Here is a 22,539-nt window from a genome sequence, read left to right as displayed (position 1 = left end):
AGGTCGCATGAGCGAGCACATCTTCAACCCTCTGCTGTCCCGTCGCACGCTGATCGCCGGCAGCGCCGCCCTCGCCGCGACGCCGGCTCTTGCACAGTTGCAGGCGGGGGATGAGGTCGTCCCGCTATGGCCCGGTGCGATCCCCAGCGATCGCGGCATGAGGATCACGCGCAAGGTCGAGGACCAGTCCCACGACCCCGCCCACCCCGATCGCTGGGTACGCGGCATCGATCGCCCGATGCTGGTGGTACGGCGGCCAGCACGGCCAAAGGGCGCGGCGGTGCTGGTCATGCCGGGTGGCGGCTACGAGTTCCTGTCCTACGACAATGAGGGGACAAGCCAGGCCGCGTGGCTCAACCAGCACGGTATCACGGCCTTTATCCTGCTCTACCGCTTGCCGGGAGAGGGTTGGGACCGGCGCGAGCTCGTCCCGTTGCAGGACGCGCAGCGGGCCATGCGGGTCATCCGGGCCGGCGCCACGCGGTTCGAGATCGATCGCCAGCGTGTCGCGATCCTGGGCTTTTCGGCGGGCGGTCACCTGGCCGGCTCCCTGGCGACCCGCCATGCCGAGCCGACCTACACGGCCGTCGACGCCGTAGACCGGCAAGCTGCGCGGCCAAACCTCGCCGGGCTTCTCTACCCTGTCGTTTCGATGTCAGCGCCCTACACCCATGGGGGATCGCGGGACATGTTGCTGGGCGACAACGCCGACCAGCATCTGCGCCGGGCTGCATCGGTGGAGGCGAATGTGAGCGCGTCGACGCCGCCTACCTTCATCGCCCATGCGGGAGATGACGATCTGGTGCCGATCGGGAACAGCCTTGCGCTCTATACCGCTCTCCATGCCGCCAAACGCCCGGCCGAGTTGCACGTATTCGACAAGGGTGGCCATGGCTTTGGCGCGCGCCTTCCGGCCAGCATGGACGCGGGCCATTGGCCGGCGATGTTCCACCGCTTCGGGGTCAGCCAGGGCGTATTCCCGGGCTGACCCGCCACCATCAGCGGTAGTGGCCCATGGTGACCTTCAGCCAGACCGGCCGATCGATCAGGTTGAGGCCATAGTCCGTCTGGTCGCCGTTCCACACGCGGTCCATCACCCAACGACCCTCGGCGAAGTGGCCCTCTTCCACACGGACGATGGTGCCGTTGGCAGGACCGTCCTTGCGACCGGACAGGCTGATACGGACATGGTCGCCGGTCAGCAGGAACTCGTTGGCTGACAGCTGCGCCACGGCAACGCCGCCGACCGGCTCCGTCGCCCAGGCCGGCTTGTCGGCGTCGGGAAACCATTCGCGCTGGCCGAACTGCCATTCGCCAAAGCCCGCGGTGATCGTCCAGTCGCCCATCGTGGTGGTCTGCGCGGCGCCATCGTCCGGCTTGAAGGCGCCCCAGGTCGGGTGCTCGAAGGCGATGCGCGCCCAATCGCGCCCCGCCGCCGCAAACGGGCTATAAGCGCGAGCGAAGGCGTCCAGCGATCCGTCGTCCAGCGACTTGGCGCCGAGCGGGAAATTGTAATAGCCGGTCGCGTCCATGCCGAAGGGTGCAAAGCCGATCGCGCCCCGCCCGATCGCGCCATAGAAGAAGCGGGCATATTCACCCGCGTTGCCGATCTCCGGCACCATCAACGCGTTGTCGGGACGCGCATAACCGTCGAGATAGGCGACGACGTTGCGGCTCTTGCGATCATAGATGTCGGGCGCGGCCATATCGATCGACGGCGCCGCCGCCTTCCATATGTCGAGCACGTCCTGCTGCGGCCCACCGCTTGCCACCCCCATCGGATCGGGAGTCTTGAACGGGTCGGACAGGGCGGCGTTGACGTACATGGGTAACGGTTTCACCGCCTTACCCGCAGCCGCCACCTCGTTGACGAAGCGCGCGACGTGCCAGGTGTTGAAGGCGCGGTCCGCCTGGTCGCCGAACACCTGGGTCCAGGTGCCACGCGGCTTCTTGGCGGCGCGCGCCAGTTCGGTCGGCACGACGCCGGCAAAGGCCTTGTTCGCCGCCGCGCTGTAATCGCGCGGGTTGCGGTAGCTGCCGGTTTCGTTCTCGACCTGCACCATGACCGTCGTGTTCTGCGGATCGTGGTCGCGCAGATAGGTCATGAGCTCAACAAAGGCGCGCTTGTCCGCCTCCAGCGTGGCGCGGGACAGCGGGGTATGGGAGCTGCCGTCCTGCCCGTCGCGCGTTTTCATGCGCGGGAAGCGCCTGTTGTTCAGCTTGACCCAGTCTGGCTGATAGCCCGGGCCCGTATTCTTCCAGGTCCCGAACCACAGCAGCACCAGCCGCTTGTCATGCGCGCGTGCCTGGTCGAGCAATGTCTGCACGAACGAGAAGTCGAAGCGGCCCTCGACAGGCTCGATCTGTTGCCATGCGATCGGCATTTCCAGCGTGTTGGCGTGCATCCGGTCGAGCACCGGCCATACCGTCGGCAGCGCTGCGGCATAGTTGCTGGAATTGTTCGCCTGCGCGCCGAGCATCAGGAATGGCGCGCCGTCGACGATCAGGGCGTGCCGCCCCTTGCTGCGTTCAAGTCGCGGCAGTTCTGACTTCTGCGCGACGGCGCTGCTCGCCAGCCATAGTGAGGCGATCGCCGCCAGAGCCGTTGCGCGCATCCATCTTCTCCCTTTATCCTGTCGCCACCCTGCCCGGGTTGCTTGCTTCGATTCAAGTACGAAGCGCGTTTTTATCCTTGAGAATAGCAGTCTTGGGCGGCACAAGCAGAACAATACCAGGGAGAGGTACCAGCATGAACCGGATTTGGAAGCGCGTCGCATGGCTTGCCGGCGTCGGCGCCACCGCGATGGCAATGCCGGCGCTTGCCGACCCGATCGCAACCGTGGACCGCAACGGCAGCATGGTCGCGGTAGAGCCCTATGCTCCCAACATCGTTCGCGTCACCATCGCGCTCGACCGTGACCATGCCGGTGGAAAGCCTGGCTACGGGATCACCGGCGCCGCCGACGCTGCAGGCTGGACCCATTCGACGAGCGCTGCCGGCGACATCTTCGCGTCATCGGCGCTGACACTGACCGTCGATGCCAAGCCGTGGCCCAAGGCGCCGAGCCAGATGGAGCGCTATTTCGCGCCTTCGCTGCCGCCGGTGTCCGTGTCCATCAACACGCCGGATGGGCGCACCATCGCCATGACCGGTTGGTCGCTGGCCCCACATGAGGTGTCGGGCGAGCAGACCTTTCTGACGGGCGCGAACTTCACGGCGGACCAGGACGAGCATTTCTATGGCCTGGGGCAGAACCAAGAAGGCGCGCTCGACCTGAAGGGCCGCACCATCGATTGCAGCCACTGGTACGACGCCCCTGCCGGCGAGCAGGTCTGCGTCCCCGTACTGGTGTCGAGCAAGAACTACGCAATCGTCTGGGACAACCCGTCAGCGACCAGCGTGTCGCCCGGCATGCATGGCCAGACGCGCTTCCAGTCCAAGGTGGGCGAGCGGGTCAGCTTCTTTGTCATCACCGGCAACTCGGCCAACGACTTGTACGCCGGCTATGCCCGGCTGACCGGGAAGACGCCGCTGCCGCCCAAGGCCGCATTCGGGCTGATCCAGTCCAAGGCGCGCTACGAGTCCCAGAAGGAGTTGATGGACGTCGCCGACGGGTATCGCAGCCGCGGTTATCCCCTCGATGTAATGGTGCTCGACTGGTTCTATTGGACCCGGATGGGCCAGATCGACATCGATCGTACCTACTTCCCCGATCCCAAGGGCATGAACCAGCAGCTGCATGACCGCGGCCTGCATTCTGTCATCTCGGTCTGGCCGCGGTTCGAGCGGGAAAGCCGCTATTTCGACATGCTCGCCGCCAAGGGCTGGCTGATGAAGGACAAGAACGGCAACCCGGTTGACGGCCTGCCGGTCCGCTCCGACCGCGCCGGTGCGCTGATCGACTCCACCAACCCCGATGCGCGCGCCTGGTTCTGGAACACCACGCGCGAGAACATCATCAGCCAGGGCTTCGACTATCTGTGGCTCGACGAGACCGAACCTGATCTGGTGCCGGACGGCTACCAATATTCGATCGGTTCGGGCGACCGCTACCACAACGTCTTTCCGTATCTGCATACACTGGGCTCTGCGGAAGGTTCAGCCCGCGACCGGCCGGACTTCCGCAACATGATCCTGTGCCGTGCCGCCTATCTCGGCACGCAGGCGAATGGCTGCCTGTTCTGGTCGTCGGACGTCAATTCGACCTGGGAAGCGCTTCGACGGCAGGTGCCGAGCGGGCTCAACATGACCGCGTCCGGCATCGCCTATTGGTCGAGCGACACGGGTGGCTGGCAGTGGCCATCCGGGCCAAAGGCGAAGCACGCGCCGCTGGTCGATCCCGCGGGGGCCAAATCCACCAGCCCAGATTACCCGGACTATCCCGAACTGTTCGTGCGCTGGTACCAATATAACAGCTTCACCCCGACGCTGCGCATTCACGGGCAGCGCCCGGGCAGCGCGGCCATTTGGGACTATGGCACGGCGGCGGAGCCGATCCTCGCCGCCTGGACCCGCCTGCGCTACTCCCTCCTGCCCTATATCTACCCGCTCGCTCGCCAGACTTATGAGACGGGGGCGCCGTTCATGCGCGCGCTGTGGATGGACTTCCCGAACGATCCTGCCGTTTCGGATCTGAAGAACGAATATATGTTCGGGCCGGCCTTTCTGGTCGCGCCGATCACCGAACAGGGTCAGACCAGCCGCCGCGTCTACCTGCCGGGCGGCACCGACTGGTATGATTGGTGGACCAACCAGAAGCACGCGGGCGGCCAGTGGATCGACGCGGCGTCGCCGATCGACAAGATGCCCTTGTTCGTGCGCGCCGGATCGATCGTGCCGTTGGGCCAGCAGGTGCTGAGCACGGCAACGCGCCAGTCGTTGTCTGAAATTCGCGTCTTCCCGGGCCGCAACGCCACGGCCCGCCTGTACGACGATGACGGCACGACCAACGCGTACAAGGGCAAGGGCGGCAAGAGCGCGACGTTGAGCTGGGACGATGCAACGCATCGCCTGACCGCCAGCGGCGCGTTGCCGACGGGGCAGTCCGCGCAGAGCCTCGTCAAGGTGGTCGGCCGCTAGGCGCGCCGGCTCCGGGGGCCGGTTATTGCAGTTGTGCGAGGCATTTGCGGCGATACACTCCCCCCATGCCTGTCAAAGAACCACGTAGTCCCATGAACGACACCGCCGCCGACGAGGACGATCGGCGGTATCGCGCCCCAGCGCTGGAAAAGGGGCTCGATATTCTTGAGCTGCTGGCCGAGGCGGCGGAGCCGATGACGTTTACCGCCATCGTCAACCGCCTCGGCCGTAGTCATGGCGAGCTGTTCCGCATGGTTCAGGTGCTCCAGTTTCGCGGGTATCTGGACCAGGACGCCGAAAGCGACGGTTATTCGCTGACAGACCGCCTGTTCTCGCTCGGCATGAAACAACCGAGGACGCAGAACCTGGTGGAGGCTGCTCTGCCGATCATGCGCCAGTTATCGCTGGAGATCGGCCAGTCCTGCCACCTTGCCCTCCATACCCATGGCGAAATGGTCGTGGTCGCACGCATGGAATCGAGCGAACAGCTCGGCTTCTCCGTGCGCGTTGGCTATCGCAAGCCGCTGGCCCAGGTGGCGTCCGGGGCTGTCCTTTATGCCTTTCAGCCGGAGGATGTGCGCCGCCGCTGGGAAGCCTTGTTTAGCCCGGCTCTGTCGGACGCGGAGTTGGCCGACTTTCGCGCCCATGCCGATGAAGTTCGGCAACGCCACGTCGAGCTGACGCCCAGCCAGTTCGTCACGGGCGTGACCGACATTTCAGCTCCCGTGATGCGCGGCGGATCGGCCGCAGCGGCACTGACGGTGCCCTACCTCAAGAAGATCAAGGCCAGCATGACCCCGCGGGAAACGGCGCAGGCCGTCCGCACGGCAGCGGACCGGATTTCCGATCAACTCGTGGAAGCGGACAGCCGGCTTTATTGACCCCGCCTCCCGCTTGCGAACCGGTCGATACTCACTTATGAAAACGAGTATCACCGGCGAACACGTCGGCTTAAGGGGAGGCAGCACCATCTTCGGCTCGGACAACCTTGCGAACAGCGGTGCGGACGCGCGCGGGGTCACGGCGTGACCACCATTACCGGAATGCAGGTTTTCGATCTGCGCTTCCCGACCTCCGCCTCGCTCGACGGGTCGGACGCGATGAACCCCGACCCTGACTATTCGGCCGCTTATTGCGTCCTGGAGACAGACGATCCCGCGCTGTCGGGCCACGGGCTGACCTTCACCATCGGCCGCGGCAATGATTTGTGCTGCGCCGCCATCGAAGCGCTCGCGCCGCTTGTGATCGGGCTCGACCTCGCCTGGATACGCGAAGACGGTGCCAGGTTCTGGCGGCATGTCACCGGCGATAGCCAGCTTCGCTGGGTCGGCCCTGACAAGGGCGTGATCCACCTTGCGACCGGCGCTGTGGTCAATGCGGCCTGGGACCTTCTTGCCAAGGCAGCGGGCAAGCCGTTGTGGCGGCTGATCGGCGAGATGGAGCCGGCCGACCTAGTCCGGCAGATCCCCTTCACCTACCTGACCGACTTCATCACGCCCGACGAAGCGCTCGACCTCCTCACCCGTCGCGCCGCAGGCAAGGCGGAACGGATCGCGCAACTCGAGCAGCAGGGCTATCCTTGCTACACCACCTCGGCCGGCTGGCTCGGCTATTCGGACGAAAAGCTCGAACGGCTATGCCGCGAGGCGATCAGCCAGGGCTTTCGCCATGTGAAGCTGAAGGTCGGCCAGAACCTGGACGACGACATACGCCGCGTCGGGATCGCACGCTCCGCGATCGGCGATGACGCTGTATTGATGATCGACGCCAACCAGGTCTGGGAAGTGAACGAAGCGATCGAGCATGTGAATGCCCTCGCCTTTGCCCGACCCTGGTTCATCGAGGAGCCGACCAGTCCCGATGACGTTGCCGGCCACGCCGCGATCCGCGCCGGTGTGTCGCCCGTGAAGGTCGCAACGGGCGAGATGTGCCAGAACCGGGTCGTGTTCAAACAATTCATCGCCGAAGGGGCGATCGACGTCGTCCAGATCGACGCCTGCCGATTGGGCGGCGTGAACGAGGTGCTGGCGGTATTGTTGATGGCTGCCAAGGCCGACCTGCCCGTTTGCCCGCATGCCGGTGGCGTCGGCCTGTGCGAGTATGTGCAACACCTCGCGATGATTGATTTCCTATGTTTCGCGGGAACGGCAGAAGGGCGTGTCGCGGAATATGTCGACCACCTGCACGAGCATTTCCTGGCACCCTGCGAGGTGACCAACGGAGCCTATCAGGCGCCAACCAGGCCCGGTTATTCGATCGAAATGCGCCCCGAGACGTTGATCGATTTTCGTCACACACCGGCCGCAGGATAGGCTTTAGCCGATCAGGCCGGTTGTCCGTGCGTCTTCTCCAAAGGCGCCGGGTCGCGGGCCACGGCTTGACCGTGACACTCCGCGCCGGGCAACCCGCCCATCATATCCGTTAAACCCATTGCTGAGGACGCCCGCCCCATGAAGCTTTGTCGTTTCGGCCCGCGCGGCCAGGAAATGCCAGGCCTGATCGATGCCGATGGCCGCCTGCGCGACCTGTCCGGACACTTGGCCGACATCACGCCGGCGGACCTGTCGCCGGCCGGGCTGTCCCGCCTGGCATCGCTCGATCCGCTTAGCCTGCCGGTAGTGGAAGGCACGCCCCGCTTTGGCGTGCCGGTGACGGGCACCTCTACCTTTATCGCGATCGGACTGAACTATGCCGACCATGCGGCGGAGTCGAACCTGCCGATCCCGACTGAGCCGGTCGTGTTCAACAAATGGATCAATTGCCTCAACGGCCCGAACGATCCCGTGGTGATTCCGAAGGCCAGCGGTAAGACCGACTGGGAAGTCGAACTGGGCGTCGTGATCGGCACCCGCGCCAGCCATGTCGCGGAAGGCGACGCACTGTCCCATGTCGCGGGCTATGTCGTGATCAACGACGTGTCCGAGCGCCATTGGCAGCAGGAGCGAGGGCCCACGTGGGACAAGGGCAAGGGCTTCCCGACGTTCGGCCCGGTCGGCCCCTGGCTGGTCACCGCGGATGAAGTTGGCGACCCGCAGGACCTTTCCATGTGGCTCGACGTGAACGGTCGCCGGATGCAGGACGGTTCCACCCGGACGATGATCTTCACCGTCGCGCAGATCATCGCCTATTGCTCGCAATTCGTGACGTTGCAGCCGGGCGACATCATCACGACGGGCACGCCCCCGGGGGTCGGGCTCGGGCAGAAGCCCCAGCCCTGGTACTTGAAGGCGGGAGACGTCGTGACGCTCGGCATCCAGCGTCTTGGCGAGCAGCGGCAGGAGTTCATCGCGTGGTCGCCTGAGGTCTAGCTCCTGCCAGAGCTTGGAAACCCGACATGCTGCACATCTGAAAGGTTCGCCAATAGCTTGGCGCGATGAGCGTTGATGTAGATCAACGTATATATGCCCGCATGCTGATTATGACTGCGAGTGTGAGGGGCACGGAACGGCGCACGTCAATCGGAGCTAACCTGGCTGTCGCTTGCCTGATTGCGCTCGCGTGCGCCGGTTGCAGTCAGGAAGCGCGCAACGTCGGGCCGACGGTGCCGCAGACCCGTCCACGTGACGGTGCCGATCCACGGATCGCGCTTTACCAGGCGAATGTCGATCAGGTGGCCCAGGGCGGCCGATACTTTGCCTGGTATGGTTGCCAGGCCTGTCATGGCGAGAGCGCGACGGGCGTGCGCAACCTCGCCGATGGCCAATGGCGGCACGGTGGCGATTTCGATCAGGTATTCGCGTCCATCGCCGACCGGCACGGGGCGTTGCGCTACGCCGTGCGGGTGCCGCCTGAGCAATTGTGGCAGCTTACCGCCTACGCGCGCGACCTGCCGCTCCACACGCCAGAAAAGCTGCATCGTCAGGCCGTCGATCAACGGGCGGAGCCGGTCGGTAACAGCTGGTCCGGGCCGCAATGATGAAGCGGCTTCCTGTCGGTGTGCTGCTCGCATTGGCGGGATGCTCGGGGGTCCAGTCCCCCTTGGCACCGAGCGGGCGGGAGGCGGATGCTCTGTTCTCCCTGTTCGGGCTGATGATGGTGGTTTGCGGCGCCGTCTACGTGCTGGTCATGGTCGGGCTCGGTTGGAGCTTGTGGCGCGTCTATCGCCGCCGCACCGTGGCGGCCGACTCCGTTTCGATCAGCGACCGCACGCTCGATCGCGGCGTCTGGATCGCGGCCGGCATCATCATCGTCGGGCTGACTACGCTGATCATCGGCAGCTTCATTGCCGACCGCGCGATGTTTCGGGCGCGAGGGCGCGACGCAATGCTGGTGCGCGTCACGGGGCATCAATGGTGGTGGCGCATCCAGTATCGCGATCCCGCAACAGGTTCCTGGATCGAGACTGCGAACGAACTGCACCTGCCGGTTGGCGGCACGACTCGAATGTCCCTCGGCTCCGCCGACGTGATCCACAGCTTCTGGGTGCCTAATGTCGCCGGCAAGCTCGACATGATTCCGGGGCGGCGCAACCTCCTGGACCTGACGCCCCGTCGGGAAGGCTGGTTCCGTGGCCAATGCGCCGAGTTCTGCGGCCTCCAACACGCTCACATGGCGCTTGATGTGAAGGTGGAAAGCCCGGCCGCGTTCAACGCCTGGCTCGCGGCACAGGCACGTCCCGCGATGACGCCCGGCAACGGCATCGCTGCCAGAGGCGCGTCCCTATTCGCCGGGTCCTGCGCAGCCTGCCATGTTGTCGGCGGCACGACTGCCCACGGACGGGCGGGGCCGGACCTGACCCATGTCGCCACCCGCCGGTCGATCGCGGCGGGGACGCTGGCGATGACACGCAACAATCTTCAGGGATGGATCGCGCAGCCCCAGGCCATCAAGCCGGGCACATCCATGCCGGCCGTGCCGATGAATCCGACCGATATCAATGCAGTCGCCGCTTACCTCGAGGGCCTGAAATGAAGGCGCCTGCCGACCGCCGCCTCCAGCTTGAGCAGACGTGGAGCGACAAGCCTGGCCTGTGGGGCTTCCTGACCACCGTTGATCACAAGCGGATCGCGGCGCGGTACATCGTCACGGCGATGCTGCTGATGTTTTTGGCAGGCATGTTGGCGCTCGACATGCGCTGGCAGCTGTCCGTTCCAGAAAACACGCGGATGACGCCGCAGCTCTTCAACGAAAGCTTTTCGTTGCACGGGTCGACGATGCTGTTCCTCGTGTCGGTGCCGCTGATGGAAGCGCTGGGGCTGTGGCTGGTGCCGCTGATGCTGGGGCAGCGAAACATGGCCTTCCCGCGGCTCTCGGCGTTCAGCTTCTGGTTGTATCTTGGCGGCGTGATGACCTTGTGGGTCGCCCATGCGCTCGACATCACCCCCGATCTTGGCTGGTTCGAGTACCCGCCCCTGTCCGGCCCGTCCTATTCGCCCGGCCATCGCGCCGACATCTGGGCGCAGATGATCACGTTCACGGAGGTCGCGGCGCTCGCGGCGTCGGTCAACATCGCCGTCACCATCCTTAAGATGCGCCCACCCGGCATGACCCTGGCGAGGATGCCCGTCTTTCTCTGGGCGCAGCTGATATCGTCGCTGATGACCATTCTCTCCATGCCCGCGATCATGCTGGTGACCAGCATGCTGATCGCAGATCGCATGGTCTCCACCCACTTCTTCGCGCCGGCAGGTGGCGGTGACGTGCTGTTGTTCCAGCACCTGTTCTGGTTCTTCGGCCATCCGGAGGTGTACATCATCTTCATTCCGGCGACCGGCTTCGTGTCCCAGATCGTTGAAACCTTTTCGAGGCGGCCATTGTTCGGCCATTCGGTGGTGGTGCTGGCGATCATGGCGATCGGCGCGCTCGCCTTTGGCCTGTGGGTCCACCACATGTTCGCGGTGGGGCTGCCGCGGCTCGGCAACAACTTCTACACCGCCGCGAGCATGGCCATCGCGCTGCCGGCCGGACTGCAGATCTTCTGCTGGATCGCGACCATGTGGAGCGGCCGGCCCTGGCTTGCCACGCCGATGCTATGGGTGATCGGGTTCATCGCGACATTCGTGATCGGCGGATTGTCGGGCATCATGACGGCGTCCGCCGCGCTCGACCTGCAACTGACGGATACTTACTTCATTGTCGCGCACTTCCACTATGTGCTGATCGGCGGCGCGATCTTCCCGCTGTTTGGCGCCTTTTGCTATTGGTACCCCAAGGCGACGGGGCGGCTGATGTCGGAACGCTGGGGCCGATGGGCGTTCGTGTTGATCGTGGGCGGGTTCAATCTCGGCTTCTTTCCCATGCACTTTCTTGGCCTGATGGGAATGCCGCGCCGCGTCTACACCTACCCACCCGGCATGGGCTGGGACCTGTTGAACCAGGTCGCGACCGCGGGCAGCGCCATCTCCGTACTGGGTGGCCTTGTGTTCGTCGGCAACGCCCTATGGAGCTTCTGGCGGGGCGAGCATGCGGGTTCCGACCCCTGGCGGGGGTCGACGCTGGAATGGGCGGGCCTGTCGCCGACACCGCCCTACAATCTTGCCTATACGCCGGCGGTGACCAGCCTGACACCGATGTGGAACGGGGGTGACCCGCTGCGCGCCTATGACGGCATCGCCCTGGAGCGGCGCGAGGTCCTGATCACGTCGGTCGCGGACGCGGCGCCCCTGTATAGGCAAAGAAGCGCATCGGCGTCGGTTTGGCCGTTCCTTTCCGCCATTGCTGTTACCGCCATGTTCCTCGGCAGCATCTTCACGCCCTGGGCGGTCGCGATCGGATCGGTGCCGATTGCCGCGGCGCTGATCGGCTGGTTCTGGCCGCAGCGCGAGCGCACGATGACCGGCCTGTTAAGGAAGCGCAGATGATTGGGATCCAGCCTGCCGACCCAAGGCCGGTGGAGATCGTCGGCGACCTGTCCGGCCTGCCCGCCAGCGCGAATGGCGCGCGCAACGTGGTATGGTGGGGCAATATCGGCTTCATGTTGATCGAGGGCACCGGCTTCGCGCTCGCGATCGCGGCCTATCTGTATCTCGCGACGCAGGCGCCGCACTGGCCACCGCCGGGCGATGCGGTGCCGGGCCTGTTGTGGAGTTCGATCTTCACCGTCGGACTGCTGCTGAGCGCGATCCCGAACCTGTGGGTGCGCCGGCGGGCGCTGGCCAAGGACTCCCGCGGGGTCCGGGCAGGCGTGCTTGCCATGTCGATCATCGGCGCGCTGCTGCTGATCCCGCGCGCGATCGAGTTCTCCCATCTGGGCGTCAAATGGTACACCGACGGCTATGGCTCGGTGCTGTGGCTGTTGCTGGTGCTGCACACCTCGCACGTCATCACCGACCTGGGCGACACGGTAGTGCAGGCCGTGTGGCTATTCACGCATGAGATCGGCGAGGACCAGTTTGCCGACGTGGAGGACAACGCCAACTACTGGACGTTCGTGGTCGTGACCTGGCTGCCGGTGTTCGCCGTCATTCATGGCGTGCCGAGGCTGACATGAGCGTCCGCGTCCGCACCTGGATCGCGGTGACGGTTCCGCCGATCGCCTGGTTCCTGTTCGAACAAGGGCTGTCCGCGCTTCTCCACATCGCGTGCGGGCAGGTGATGGTCGGGCTGATCTGGGGCGCGGCGAGCCTGATCGCCTGCGCAGTCGCGTTCCGCCTCGCCTGGCCGCTTCGAACCCACGCCGATACGCTTGCCGACCCTTGGCTGGCGCGGCTGGCCCTGATCGGTGCGGGGTTCTTTTCGCTGGCCATCCTGTTTCAGTCGCTCGCGATCCTGATGGTGCCGCCATGCGTGCGGTGAGAGCCGCCGCCTTTGCGACGGTTCTGCTCGCCGCGCCTGCGCTGGGCCACAACACGGGGACGCCGCACACCGAGGCGCCAGGCTGGACGTGGGACCCGACGATCACCGCGCCGCTTCTGCTTAGCGCGCTGGTGTTCTGGACCGGTTGGCGACGGCTCACCGCCCGATCGGCTCGTGGGATGCCGGGTTTGCGGAGACGCGCCTTGTTGTTCGCGGCGGGGTGGCTGGTGACCGCCGCCGCCTTGGTGTCCCCCCTGCATGAGGCCGGTGAGAGGTCCTTTGCGGCGCACATGCTGGAACATGAACTGCTGATGCTGGCGGGCGCGCCACTGCTGGTGCTGTCGGAGCCGCTTGCGGTGATGCTGTGGGCGTTCCCGCCGCGCGGTCGCCAGGCCCTGGGCGGCCTTGCACCGGGCGCGGTCAGGGACGCATGGCGGATGCTGACCTCTCCCGTATCGGCCACGCTGTTACAGGCGGCGGCTTTGTGGCTGTGGCATGCGCCAGCGCTGTTCGACCGTGCGCTGGCGAGCGATGGCTGGCACGTGGCGCAGCACCTGACCTTCCTCGTCGCAGCGCTGGTGTTCTGGAGCGCGATGCTGGCCCGCCGCACGCCTGACGGCATCGCCGCCCTGTGTCTCGTCGTGACGTCGATCGTGTCCGGAACGCTCGGCGCCTTGATGGCCTTTGCCACAAGCCCCTGGTACGCGGGATACGCCCGGCTCGGCATGGCGCCGTTCGGACTCACCCCGGCGGAGGACCAGCAGTTCGCCGGATTGCTGATGTGGGTTCCAGGCGGACTGGTCCATGCAGCCGCCGCCCTTGTGATCATGCGCCGCTTACTGCGCGACAAACCCGAGGAGGTGGCCCATGCCGTCTAGCCTGCGTTGGCTTGCCGCTCTGGTTTTGCTCGCGGTAGCTGGGGCCATCGCCTCGGGCGCAGTGCTCTACGTGGAAACGCGTCACAGCAACCAGATGCGTGCGGAGGCGATCACCGGCGGTAACAGCGACGCGGGCAGTAGCATTATCGCACGGGTCGGATGCGGAAGCTGCCACATCATACCCGGCATCACTGGCGCAACCGGGCGGGTCGGCCCCTCTCTACAAGGGATCGCGACCCGGGCGACGATTGCAGGCGTTCTGTCCAATGACCCTTCACAGATGCGGCGATGGTTCAAGCATCCGCAATCGGTGCTTCCCGGCAACGGCATGCCCGATCAGCCGATCACCGACCGGGAAGCGCGCGACGTTGCAGCCTATCTATACACGCTGAAGCATTGAAGCGGCGCGGTCGCCTCAGCCAATCTCGGCCGAGGTGACCGGCGTGTAGCGCGGTACCAACAGGTGGATGACCAGCAACGCCACCAGATAGGCGCCGGACGCGACCGCAAAGATCGGGCCGTAGCTGCCGAGCGTGCCAAGAATAGTGCCCGCGAACTTGGCCATCAGCATGCCCCCGATCGCCCCCGACAGTCCGCCAAGCCCGACAACCGAACCGGACCGCCCGCGGGGGAACAGATCGCCCGGGATTGCGTAGACATTGGCCGAAAAGCCCTGGTGACACGCGCAGGCAAGGCCGATCGCCAGGACCGCCCACCACATCGACGGCGCGTGCGCCGCAAAGGCGACCGGCAGCGCGAACAGCGCACACACGAACATGGCCGTCTTGCGCGCCCGGTTAGGCGTCCGTCCGCGTGCCAGCAGCCGTGACGAAAACCAGCCGCCACCCACTGATCCCACGTCCGCCAGCAGGTACACCGCAATGAGCGGTGGCCCATAGTCGAGCATCTTCACCTGGTATTGGCGATTGAAGAAGTCCGGCAGCCAGAACAGGAAGGTCCACCAGACCGGGTCGATCAGGAAACGCCCGAGGATGTACGCCCAGGTCTGACGCAGGCGGAGCAGCGTGCGCCACGGGATCGGCCGCTGCGTTTCCAGCGGCTCGGCCTCGATCCATGCGCGCTCCTCGGCGGACAACGTGGGATGCTGCGCCGGGGTACGATAGAAGAGCAGCCACGCGGCCAGCCACACCACCGTCAGCAGCCCGGTGGCGACAAAGGCCATGCGCCAGCCAAAGCTGACGGCGATGATCGGCACGATCAGCGGGGTGATGATCGCGCCGATGTTCGATCCGGCGTTGAAGATTCCGATTGCAAATGCCCGCTCGCGCTTGGGAAACCATTCGTTGGCCGCGGCCAGCGCGGACGGGAACGTGCCTGCCTCTCCGATCGCCAGCGGTACGCGCGCGATCAGCATCCCGGCGGTGGAGGTGAAGGCGGCATGGAGCACATGCCCGATCGTCCACAACGTCACCGCCACCGTGTAGCCGACCCGCGCCCCGAACCTGTCCACGAACCGCCCGAACAGCAGGTACGCGACGCCATAAGCGCCCTGAAACCAGATCGCGAGATCGGCATAACCCGCCTCACTCCAACCATAGCGCGCCTGAAGGTCGGGCTTCAGCGTCGGCAGCACCAGCCGGTCGATGTAGCTCAGCACCACCGCCGAAAACAGCAGCGCGCAGATGATCCAGCGCACCCGCCCCGCGGGCTTGCGGGCTGCGGTTTCGGGCTCGCTCACCAGTCGAACATCGTGCCGTCTTCCAGCCGGTTCACCGGCAGGAAGGCACGCTTGTATTCGTATTTGGCCGCGAGCTCCTCGTCGATGTCGACGCCCAGCCCCGGCAAGTCGCCCGGATGCATCATGCCCTGGTCAAAGGTGTAAGCGTGGGGGAAGACCGCGTCCGTCTCCGCGGTGTGCGGCATGTGCTCCTGAATGCCGAAATTGGGCAGCGACAGGTCGAAATGCAGCGCCGCCGCCATGCACACCGGCGACAGGTCGGTGGCGCCGTGGCAGCCGGTTCGAACATTGTGCATGGCCGCAAAGCTTGCCAGCCGGCGCAGGTGGGTGATGCCGCCAGCATGCACCACGGTTGCGCGAATATAGTCGATCAGCTGTTCCTCGATCAGCTGCTTGGCATCCCAAACCGAGTTGAAGATCTCACCCACGGCCAGCGGCGTGGTGGTGTGCTGACGGATCAGGCGGAAGTTGGCCTGGTTTTCGGCCGGGGTCGCATCCTCGATCCAGAAGGGGCGATAGGGCTCCAGGTCCTTGCCCAGGCGCGCCGCCTCGATCGGGGTCAGGCGATGGTGGACATCGTGGAGCAGGTGCACGTCCCAGCCCAGTACCTCTCGAGCGCGCTCGAACACGGGAACAACCGATCGCAAATACTTGGACGTCGACCAGACATTCTCCGTCGGCAGGTCCGCATCAGCAGGCTCGTAGAAGTCACGGTGCTTCGACACGCCATAGGTGCTGGCAAGACCCGGCACTCCGGATTGGAGGCGGATCGCCTTGTAACCCTTCTCGGCACTACGCTGAGCACTCTCGATCGTCTCTTCCAGCGTCGCACCGTTTGCATGGCTGTAGACCAGCACACCGTCACGGCTCGCGCCGCCAAGGAGCTGGTACACGGGCAGCCCCGCGACCTTGCCCTTGATGTCCCACAAGGCGGTGTCGACCGCGGCAATGGCGCTCATTGTTACCGGCCCGCGGCGCCAATATGCGCCCTTGTACAGGAACTGCCAGATATCCTCGATTCGGTGCGCGTCCCGCCCGATCAGGCACGGCACGACATGGTCGGTGAGGTAGGAAGCAACGGCGAGCTCACGCCCGTTGAGCGTTGCATCACCAAGACCATAGATCCCCTCGTCCGTCTCGATCTTGAGCGTGACGAAGTTTCGGCCCGGAGAGGTGAGTATGACGCGGGCGCCAGTGATCTTTGGCATGCGATAGCCTTATCTGGTGAGCGGAAGGACAGCCGCCCGGCATCCCTTCCGGCTCGCATGGTTGCAAGAGGGGCGGGAGGCGGCAAGTGGTACGTGCAGGCCCACTTGGCGCGACTGGCGTGAGGCGAGAGTGAAAGGGCCCGCATTCATCCCCGTCACTTCGGGTTCCCGGGCGCGAACGGCACCTGTCGCGCCTTGTACCAGGCAAGATCATGTTCGGGCGGCACTGCGCCCGGCGGCAGCGGCAGGCCGTTGATCGAGCTCCAATATGCAATGCTCGCATCTCTCCACCAGCGCGCGTCAGCTTCCTGGATTTGCAGCAGCGCTGCGGTTTGCGCGTGGCGGTCCGGGTCGACCAGGGGCGCCAGCGCGGCCCATTGCCGGCGCAGGTCCGCCACATAAGCGACGCCCCGATCATAATGCGCCACCATCTCCGCCCACAGCGTCCGGCCCGATTGCATGCGATAGTCCCAGGGCAGGTGGTGAAACCAGAGCAGCAGCGGCTCCGGCGTGGTTGCCGGGTTCGCAAGGCGGCGCGCGATGTCCGGCGCGTATTGCGCGACCGCGTTGCTGCCCGTCCGGGTCCGGTCAAAGCCGATCCCTGCCCGGTTCGCGCGATGGTAATATACCGGGTTCCATTCGGGCCGCGCCAGGTCCGAAATCCAGGGCGCCGGCCCATAATGGTGCCCGGTGCCCATCAGGTGTGCGAGGCCTAGCGGCGCCATGTAATCCACCGCCGCCTCCCGAGAGCCCGCCATCATCGCTGTGACCGGCCCGACCAGCCGCGGGTCGGTGCCGAAGGTTTCCCCCACCCAATCGCGCGCGATGGCGTCCGGGTCAGCCGCCGGATCCCAGGCGAGCCGGCCAAAGGCGTACCAGTTCGCCTGGTCGAAGATCGAGCCGGTCCAGGTGCGGCTTTGGCCGATATTGGCGACCCCCGCGAGCCCGCTCAGCCGCTCGCCCGCAACCACCTGCCCCACGCTTCGCCCACGGCCGGTGTCTGCCCGCAATGCTTCGGCGAACAAGGGCCCAAGGTAAACGAGGTGCGTGTTGAAACCGAGATACTCCTTGGTGATCTGCAGCTCGGGCATCAGGGCGGTCCTGGGCATCGCCCCGAACAGCGGGTGAAACGGTTCGCGCGGCTGGAAGTCGATGGGGCCGTTCTTGACCTGAACGATGACGTTGTCGGCGAAGCGGCCGTCTAGCGGCTTGAACTCCGTATAGGCCTGCTTGGCGCGGTCCTCCGGGTCGGTTTCGGCGTACACGAACGCGCGCCACATCACGATCCCGCCATGCGGACGGACGGCGGCCGCCAGCATGTTCGCGCCATCGGCATGGGTGCGCTTGTAATCGCGCGGGCCAGGCTGTCCTTCGCTGTTGGCCTTCACCAGGAAGCCGCCGAAATCGGGGATCGCGCGCCAGATCTCGTCCGCCTTGGCGCGCCACCATGCGGCGACCTGAGGGTCGAGCGGATCAGCCGTCTTCAGCCCGCCCAGCTCCATCGGCGCGGTGAACCGGGCGGACAGGTAGACGCGAATGCCATAGGGACGGAACACATCCGCCAACGCCGCCGCCTTTGCGATATACGGCGCGGTCAGGCTCTCAGCCTTCGCGTTCACGTTGTTGAGAACAGTGCCGTTGATGCCGAGTGAGGCGTTGGCGCGGGCATAGTCGGTGTAGCGCGGGTCCTTAAAGGCAGGCAGCGTCCACCAGTCCCATAGCGACTGGCCCGCATACCCCCGCTCCACCACGCCATCGAGATTGTCCCAATGGTTCAGGACGCGCAGCTTGAGCTTTGGCGCGGACCTGATCGTGATGCCCGTGATCGGTCGGCCGAGCTGGATCTGCTGTATCAGGGCGAATGTGCCGTAAAGCACACCCGCCCCGGTGTTGCCGGCGACAACCGTGACTGGCTGGCCGTCGACCGTGGTCGATCGGATCAGATAACCCTCATCCCCCAAGCCGCGCAGGTCTAGCCGCAGCCGAGCAATGGCGGGCGACCCGCCTGGCGTCCCCAGCACTACGCTGCGTGGGACGGTCGCCGTCGAACTCGGTGTATCGCCCAGGATCTGAGCGGTCGCCCGGTTCAGTTCCGCGGCGGCGGTCTGGACGCGGACATCGTCGGAATCGGACCAGTGGATAGCAGCGACGGTGGGGCGCACCTGATCCAGTGCGGCCTGTGGCAGTCGACGGTACCGCAACCAAAGGTCATAGCCGTCATCCGCAACGGCAGCCGTGGATGGCAGCAGTAGCGCAGCCGCCATCAACCAGAACAGCATCGCCCAGCGACCAAACAGCCTCAGCATCCTCATCCTCTCCGCGGTCGCGTCGTCAGGTGCGCTACCTTGAACTGTGATGATAGTCACATCGATCTGGCTGATACCGCGTCAGAGCCGAACATGCGAACATACAGATGGCCTTCGGCGCGGTTTGCAACTCGCGACCGTTCCAGCGCGATCTGAAAGGCAAATCCGACTGATCTCCGGGAGCGGTTTGCCCGGGCAGAGCGGGTTGGCAACCGCCTGGCAAGCCGGCCTTTGGTCGCGGAGATGGGACGGGTCCCGCCCTTCCCTAGCGCGATGTTGCAGAGTTCGTCCCGATCCCGTTACTCTGACCCTGACGACGGAGGGCACATGGAAACGATCGGCCGCGACCTGCGCGAAATGCAGCGTATCCCCTTGCAGCCCGCCCATGTCGCCGCGATCCGGGAAACGGGAACGCAGCGGCTATATCAAAAAGGCGACATGCTGGCCGAAATCGGCGCTCCGGCCGATCGCTTCGTCTATGTCGAAGAGGGCGAGGTAGAGGTCGTGAACCCGTTCACCGGCGACCGGCTGGTTCCCTCCACGCTCGGTCCGACGCAATTCATGAGCGAGATCGCCTTGTTGTCGGGCGGTAGTTGGTCCCTGCCCATGAGGGCGGCAGTCGACACGCTGGTAACCGAAGTGCCACGCCCCGACATGCTGCGGCTGATGTCCGCGATACCGGAAATGTCGGACATCATCATCACGGTGCTGGCCGCACGTCGGCGCAGGCAGCTCGATACGGGCGACGGCATGCTCGTGCTGGTGGGCGAGGACGATGACCGCGCCGTAAGAAGAGTGGCGGAGTTCGCCGCGCGCAATCGCGTGCCGTACCGCTCCTACCCCATTGGCAGTCCGGAGGCGGCCGTGGTTGCGACGAGCTGTGGCACGGAGCCGGAGAGCCCGGCCGTCGTGTTCGGCCGCGACCTGGTCGTGGCTGATCCGAACCCGGAGAAAGTAGCGCGGTTGCTCGGGCTCGATCAGGATCTACCCGAAGAGGACGCGTTCGACGTGCTGATCGTCGGCGCTGGGCCTGCGGGCGTGGCGGCGGGCGTCTATGCCGGGGCGGAAGGGCTTCGCGCGCTGGTTGTCGACGATACCGCCATTGGCGGGCAGGCCGGCACCTCCAGTCGTATCGAGAACTACATGGGCTTTCCGACCGGTATTTCCGGCGCGGACCTCGTCTGGCGTGGCGAGGTGCAGGCGATGAAGTTCGGCACCCGGTTTGTCATGCCGCGGCGGGTCGCCTCGCTCGAGCAGTTGGACGATGGCGGCTTTTGCGCGACCTTCGCGAACGAACAACGCGTGCGGGCGAGTGCCGTGGTTGTAGCGACCGGAGTCCAGTATCGCCGCCTGCCGATTGACCGGCTGGCCGAATTCGAAGGTGCGGGCATCTACTATGCCGCAACCGAGAACGAGGCGCGGTTCTGCCGCGACAGCGAGGTGCTGGTGATCGGCGGCGGCAATTCAGCGGGACAGGCGGCGATGTTCCTAAGCCGGGCGGCGCGGCACGTCAGGTTGCTGGTTCGCGGCGACACACTCGCGACGTCCATGTCGGATTATCTGTCGAGCAGGCTGGAAGCGGATCCGGCGATTACCATCGAATATGGTTCCTACGCGGCCGAGCTGCATGGTGGCGAGGCGCTGGAGGGGGTGACGATCCGGACCCGGAACGGTGACCGCCATGTGGAAACCTGCGCCATGTTCATCATGGTCGGCGCCGCGCCAAATACGAGCTGGCTGTCGGAACTGGTCGCCCTCGACGACAAGGGATTCGTGCTGACCGGGCGGGAGGCCGGTGGATCATCCACCTTTGCGACCTCGCGACCGGGGATTTATGCCGTGGGCGACGTCCGCGCGGGGTCGGTCAAGCGGGTCGCCTCCTCCGTCGGTGAGGGGTCGGTGGTGATTTCCAAGGTGTGGGAACACGTGCGCCAATAGCAGTGCGCGGGGCAGGCCAGCTGCCCCGCGCATCGTCCCGGCGGTCAGCCCTCGATGAAGGCGAGCAGATCGGCGTTGATCTGTGCGCCATGGGTTACCGGCATACCGTGCGGGTAACCCGGATAGGAAATCAGCTTTGCCCCCGCCACGATCTGGGCCGAAAGCTTGCCGGTCGTCGCAAACGGAACGACCTGATCATCCTCACCATGCAGCACAAGCGTCGGCACCGAGATCGCCTTCAGGTCGTCGGTGAAGTCGGTTTCGGAGAAAGCCTTGATCCCAAGAATATGGGCCAATGCGCTGCCCATCATGCCCTGTCGCCACCAGTTCAGCCGAACCGCTTCCTTCACGTCCGCGCCCTCTCGATTGTAGCCGAAGAACGGCAGGGTGAAATCGTAGAAGAAGGCGGAGCGGTTGGTAGCGGTCTGTTCGCGCACCATGTCGAAGACGTCGATCGGCACGCCATCCGGGTTGTTCGGCCCCGCTACCATGATCGGCGCCACCGCGCTCACCAGCACTGCCTTTGCGACGCGACCGGGCTTTGCACGAGCGACGTAGCGCGCGACTTCACCACCCCCGGTCGAATGGCCCACATGCACTGCACCCTGCAGGTCGAGGGCATCGGTCAGGGCAATCACGTCGTCGACGTAAGTGTCCATGTCGTGACCCGTAGCGGACTGGGTCGAGCGGCCGTGTCCGCGCCGGTCATGCGCGATCACGCGATACCCCTTCTGGACAAAGAACATCATCTGCCCATCCCAGTCGTCGGAGCTGAGCGGCCAGCCATGGTGGAACATGACAACGGGCGCATCCTTTGCCCCCCAGTCCTTGTAGAAGATCTCGGTTCCGTCGGTGGTGGCGATGGTCGGCATGTGGTGTTCCTTCAATTGCAGGGTGCTACGCGGTACAACAAAGGCAGATCAGGCGGCGTCGACGAGGACGACCTCAGCATCGTCGATAGCTGTGACGCGAAGCAAGGCCTCCTGGCTGATGGCAGCGCCATCGCGGGCGTTCAGGCGGGTTCCGTTGACGTCAATGACGCCGCTGGCGGGAACGAGATATCCGTGCCGGTCTGCGCCGAGCGGGTACTCGGCCGTCTCACCTGCCTTCAACGTCGCACCGATAATACGGGCATCGGTACGGATAGGCAGCGCATCCGTGTCCTCCGCAAACCCGCTGGCCAGCGTGACGAACCGGCCCGAGCACTCGCCCTTGGGAAAGGGCTTGGCACCCCATGACGGGGCCTGGCCGCGAGTCTTGGGCTCGATCCAGATCTGGAAAATGCGGGTGGTGCCAGGTTCCCGGTTATACTCGGAATGGCGGACGCCCGAACCCGCGCTCATCACCTGCACATCGCCAGCTTCGGTGCGGCCGGTATTGCCCAGGCTGTCCTGATGGGTGATCGCCCCTTCACGGACATAGGTGATAATCTCCATGTCGCTGTGCGGATGCGGCGGAAAACCGGTGCCGGCCCCGATGGTGTCATCGTTCCACACCCGCAGCGCACCCCAGTTCATGCGGGCGGGATCATAGTAGCTGGCGAACGAGAAATGGTGCTTGGCATCAAGCCAGCCATGGTTGGCTCCACCAAGCGTTTCAAAGGGGCGGCGGTCGATCATCGGTCTGTCTCCAGGAAGCGTGTTGCTCCGATGACCTGAAGATGGGCCACGATCGGACTTGACGAAATGGCAAGGTT

At 65.2% G+C, this 22,539-nt stretch carries 19 protein-coding genes; 13 read left to right on the top strand and 6 right to left on the bottom strand.

Features of this window, described 5'->3' with window-relative positions; translation table 11 throughout:
* The first annotated feature begins 7 nt into the window (after nt 1-7).
* On the top strand, nt 8-988 hold the full coding sequence (locus FHS94_RS12170) for an alpha/beta hydrolase (protein ID WP_184058208.1): 981 nt from the start codon (nt 8-10) through the stop codon (nt 986-988).
* A 10-nt stretch (nt 989-998) separates the two neighbouring features.
* Here the strand turns inward: FHS94_RS12170 and FHS94_RS12165 are convergent, their stop codons facing one another.
* Complete coding sequence (locus FHS94_RS12165) at nt 999-2,615, bottom strand: DUF5597 domain-containing protein (RefSeq protein ID WP_184058206.1); 1,617 nt, start codon at nt 2,613-2,615, stop codon at nt 999-1,001.
* Nucleotides 2,616-2,749: 134 nt separating this feature from the next.
* Between FHS94_RS12165 and FHS94_RS12160 the strand changes: the two genes are divergently transcribed.
* The 11 genes from FHS94_RS12160 (at nt 2,750) to FHS94_RS12110 (ending at nt 14,092) form a co-directional block, all read left to right on the top strand.
* Nucleotides 2,750-5,080, top strand: a complete 2,331-nt coding sequence (locus tag FHS94_RS12160; RefSeq protein WP_184058203.1) for a glycoside hydrolase family 31 protein — start codon at nt 2,750-2,752, stop codon at nt 5,078-5,080.
* A gap of 92 nt (nt 5,081-5,172) precedes the next feature.
* Nucleotides 5,173-5,961 (top strand): IclR family transcriptional regulator, encoded by a 789-nt coding sequence (locus tag FHS94_RS12155; RefSeq protein ID WP_184058202.1) that lies wholly within the window; start codon nt 5,173-5,175, stop codon nt 5,959-5,961.
* Nucleotides 5,962-6,105: 144 nt separating this feature from the next.
* Nucleotides 6,106-7,392: an L-fuconate dehydratase gene (locus FHS94_RS12150; RefSeq protein ID WP_343055271.1), complete on the top strand. Its 1,287-nt coding sequence runs from the start codon at nt 6,106-6,108 to the stop codon at nt 7,390-7,392.
* Nucleotides 7,393-7,530: 138 nt separating this feature from the next.
* Complete coding sequence (locus FHS94_RS12145) at nt 7,531-8,388, top strand: fumarylacetoacetate hydrolase family protein (protein ID WP_184058200.1); 858 nt, start codon at nt 7,531-7,533, stop codon at nt 8,386-8,388.
* 233 nt (nt 8,389-8,621) lie between these two features.
* Nucleotides 8,622-8,996: a hypothetical protein gene (locus FHS94_RS12140; protein ID WP_221234742.1), complete on the top strand. Its 375-nt coding sequence runs from the start codon at nt 8,622-8,624 to the stop codon at nt 8,994-8,996.
* On the top strand, nt 8,996-9,991 hold the full coding sequence (locus tag FHS94_RS12135) for a cytochrome c oxidase subunit II (RefSeq protein ID WP_184058195.1): 996 nt from the start codon (nt 8,996-8,998) through the stop codon (nt 9,989-9,991). Before FHS94_RS12140 ends, FHS94_RS12135 begins: the two co-directional genes overlap by 1 nt.
* Nucleotides 9,988-11,880, top strand: coding sequence for a cbb3-type cytochrome c oxidase subunit I (locus tag FHS94_RS12130; RefSeq protein ID WP_184058193.1), 1,893 nt, complete (start codon nt 9,988-9,990; stop codon nt 11,878-11,880). The genes FHS94_RS12135 and FHS94_RS12130 overlap by 4 nt, the downstream gene beginning before the upstream one ends.
* A complete protein-coding gene (locus tag FHS94_RS12125) occupies nt 11,877-12,509 on the top strand; it encodes a cytochrome c oxidase subunit 3 (RefSeq protein ID WP_184058191.1) in 633 nt (210 codons plus the stop codon). The genes FHS94_RS12130 and FHS94_RS12125 overlap by 4 nt, the downstream gene beginning before the upstream one ends.
* Complete coding sequence (locus FHS94_RS12120; protein ID WP_184058189.1) at nt 12,506-12,814, top strand: hypothetical protein; 309 nt, start codon at nt 12,506-12,508, stop codon at nt 12,812-12,814. The genes FHS94_RS12125 and FHS94_RS12120 overlap by 4 nt, the downstream gene beginning before the upstream one ends.
* Nucleotides 12,802-13,692 carry a cytochrome c oxidase assembly protein gene (locus FHS94_RS12115; RefSeq protein ID WP_184058187.1) on the top strand — a complete coding sequence of 297 codons (891 nt, stop codon included), beginning with the start codon at nt 12,802-12,804 and terminating at the stop codon, nt 13,690-13,692. The genes FHS94_RS12120 and FHS94_RS12115 overlap by 13 nt, the downstream gene beginning before the upstream one ends.
* Nucleotides 13,682-14,092, top strand: a complete 411-nt coding sequence (locus FHS94_RS12110) for a c-type cytochrome (RefSeq protein ID WP_184058185.1) — start codon at nt 13,682-13,684, stop codon at nt 14,090-14,092. Before FHS94_RS12115 ends, FHS94_RS12110 begins: the two co-directional genes overlap by 11 nt.
* Nucleotides 14,093-14,107: 15 nt before the next feature.
* Here the strand turns inward: FHS94_RS12110 and FHS94_RS12105 are convergent, their stop codons facing one another.
* The 3 genes from FHS94_RS12105 to FHS94_RS12095 form a co-directional block, all read right to left on the bottom strand.
* Nucleotides 14,108-15,391 carry an MFS transporter gene (locus FHS94_RS12105; protein WP_343055270.1) on the bottom strand — a complete coding sequence of 428 codons (1,284 nt, stop codon included), beginning with the start codon at nt 15,389-15,391 and terminating at the stop codon, nt 14,108-14,110.
* Complete coding sequence (gene manD, locus FHS94_RS12100; RefSeq protein WP_184058183.1) at nt 15,388-16,599, bottom strand: D-mannonate dehydratase ManD; 1,212 nt, start codon at nt 16,597-16,599, stop codon at nt 15,388-15,390. The genes FHS94_RS12105 and manD overlap by 4 nt, the downstream gene beginning before the upstream one ends.
* A gap of 155 nt (nt 16,600-16,754) precedes the next feature.
* Complete coding sequence (locus tag FHS94_RS12095) at nt 16,755-18,905, bottom strand: alpha-glucuronidase family glycosyl hydrolase (RefSeq protein ID WP_184058180.1); 2,151 nt, start codon at nt 18,903-18,905, stop codon at nt 16,755-16,757.
* A 327-nt stretch (nt 18,906-19,232) separates the two neighbouring features.
* Between FHS94_RS12095 and FHS94_RS12090 the strand changes: the two genes are divergently transcribed.
* Complete coding sequence (locus FHS94_RS12090; protein WP_184058178.1) at nt 19,233-20,843, top strand: FAD-dependent oxidoreductase; 1,611 nt, start codon at nt 19,233-19,235, stop codon at nt 20,841-20,843.
* Nucleotides 20,844-20,887: 44 nt separating this feature from the next.
* Here the strand turns inward: FHS94_RS12090 and FHS94_RS12085 are convergent, their stop codons facing one another.
* Nucleotides 20,888-21,715, bottom strand: a complete 828-nt coding sequence (locus tag FHS94_RS12085; RefSeq protein WP_184058176.1) for an alpha/beta fold hydrolase — start codon at nt 21,713-21,715, stop codon at nt 20,888-20,890.
* Between the two features lie 48 nt (nt 21,716-21,763).
* Nucleotides 21,764-22,462 (bottom strand): pirin family protein, encoded by a 699-nt coding sequence (locus FHS94_RS12080; protein WP_184058174.1) that lies wholly within the window; start codon nt 22,460-22,462, stop codon nt 21,764-21,766.
* Between the last annotated feature and the right edge of the window lie 77 nt (nt 22,463-22,539).

It is taken from the genome of Sphingomonas aerophila (assembly GCF_014199305.1).
Lineage (GTDB): Bacteria > Pseudomonadota > Alphaproteobacteria > Sphingomonadales > Sphingomonadaceae > Sphingomonas > Sphingomonas aerophila.
This window is presented reverse-complemented; position numbering and strand designations above follow the sequence as displayed.

Excerpts from the sequence above, each read along its gene's own strand:
- FHS94_RS12130 (WP_184058193.1), top strand. The coding sequence starts at position 9,988 with ATGAAGGCGCCTGCCGACCGCCGCCTCCAGCTTGAGCAGACGTGGAGC.
- FHS94_RS12090 (WP_184058178.1), top strand. The coding sequence starts at position 19,233 with ATGGAAACGATCGGCCGCGACCTGCGCGAAATGCAGCGTATCCCCTTG.
- manD (WP_184058183.1), bottom strand. The coding sequence starts at position 16,599 with ATGCCAAAGATCACTGGCGCCCGCGTCATACTCACCTCTCCGGGCCGA.
- FHS94_RS12155 (WP_184058202.1), top strand. The coding sequence starts at position 5,173 with ATGAACGACACCGCCGCCGACGAGGACGATCGGCGGTATCGCGCCCCA.
- FHS94_RS12120 (WP_184058189.1), top strand. The coding sequence starts at position 12,506 with ATGAGCGTCCGCGTCCGCACCTGGATCGCGGTGACGGTTCCGCCGATC.
- FHS94_RS12080 (WP_184058174.1), bottom strand. The coding sequence starts at position 22,462 with ATGATCGACCGCCGCCCCTTTGAAACGCTTGGTGGAGCCAACCATGGC.
- FHS94_RS12145 (WP_184058200.1), top strand. The coding sequence starts at position 7,531 with ATGAAGCTTTGTCGTTTCGGCCCGCGCGGCCAGGAAATGCCAGGCCTG.
- FHS94_RS12165 (WP_184058206.1), bottom strand. The coding sequence starts at position 2,615 with ATGCGCGCAACGGCTCTGGCGGCGATCGCCTCACTATGGCTGGCGAGC.
- FHS94_RS12170 (WP_184058208.1), top strand. The coding sequence starts at position 8 with ATGAGCGAGCACATCTTCAACCCTCTGCTGTCCCGTCGCACGCTGATC.
- FHS94_RS12115 (WP_184058187.1), top strand. The coding sequence starts at position 12,802 with ATGCGTGCGGTGAGAGCCGCCGCCTTTGCGACGGTTCTGCTCGCCGCG.
- FHS94_RS12085 (WP_184058176.1), bottom strand. The coding sequence starts at position 21,715 with ATGCCGACCATCGCCACCACCGACGGAACCGAGATCTTCTACAAGGAC.
- FHS94_RS12160 (WP_184058203.1), top strand. The coding sequence starts at position 2,750 with ATGAACCGGATTTGGAAGCGCGTCGCATGGCTTGCCGGCGTCGGCGCC.
- FHS94_RS12125 (WP_184058191.1), top strand. The coding sequence starts at position 11,877 with ATGATTGGGATCCAGCCTGCCGACCCAAGGCCGGTGGAGATCGTCGGC.
- FHS94_RS12110 (WP_184058185.1), top strand. The coding sequence starts at position 13,682 with ATGCCGTCTAGCCTGCGTTGGCTTGCCGCTCTGGTTTTGCTCGCGGTA.
- FHS94_RS12135 (WP_184058195.1), top strand. The coding sequence starts at position 8,996 with ATGAAGCGGCTTCCTGTCGGTGTGCTGCTCGCATTGGCGGGATGCTCG.
- FHS94_RS12095 (WP_184058180.1), bottom strand. The coding sequence starts at position 18,905 with ATGCTGAGGCTGTTTGGTCGCTGGGCGATGCTGTTCTGGTTGATGGCG.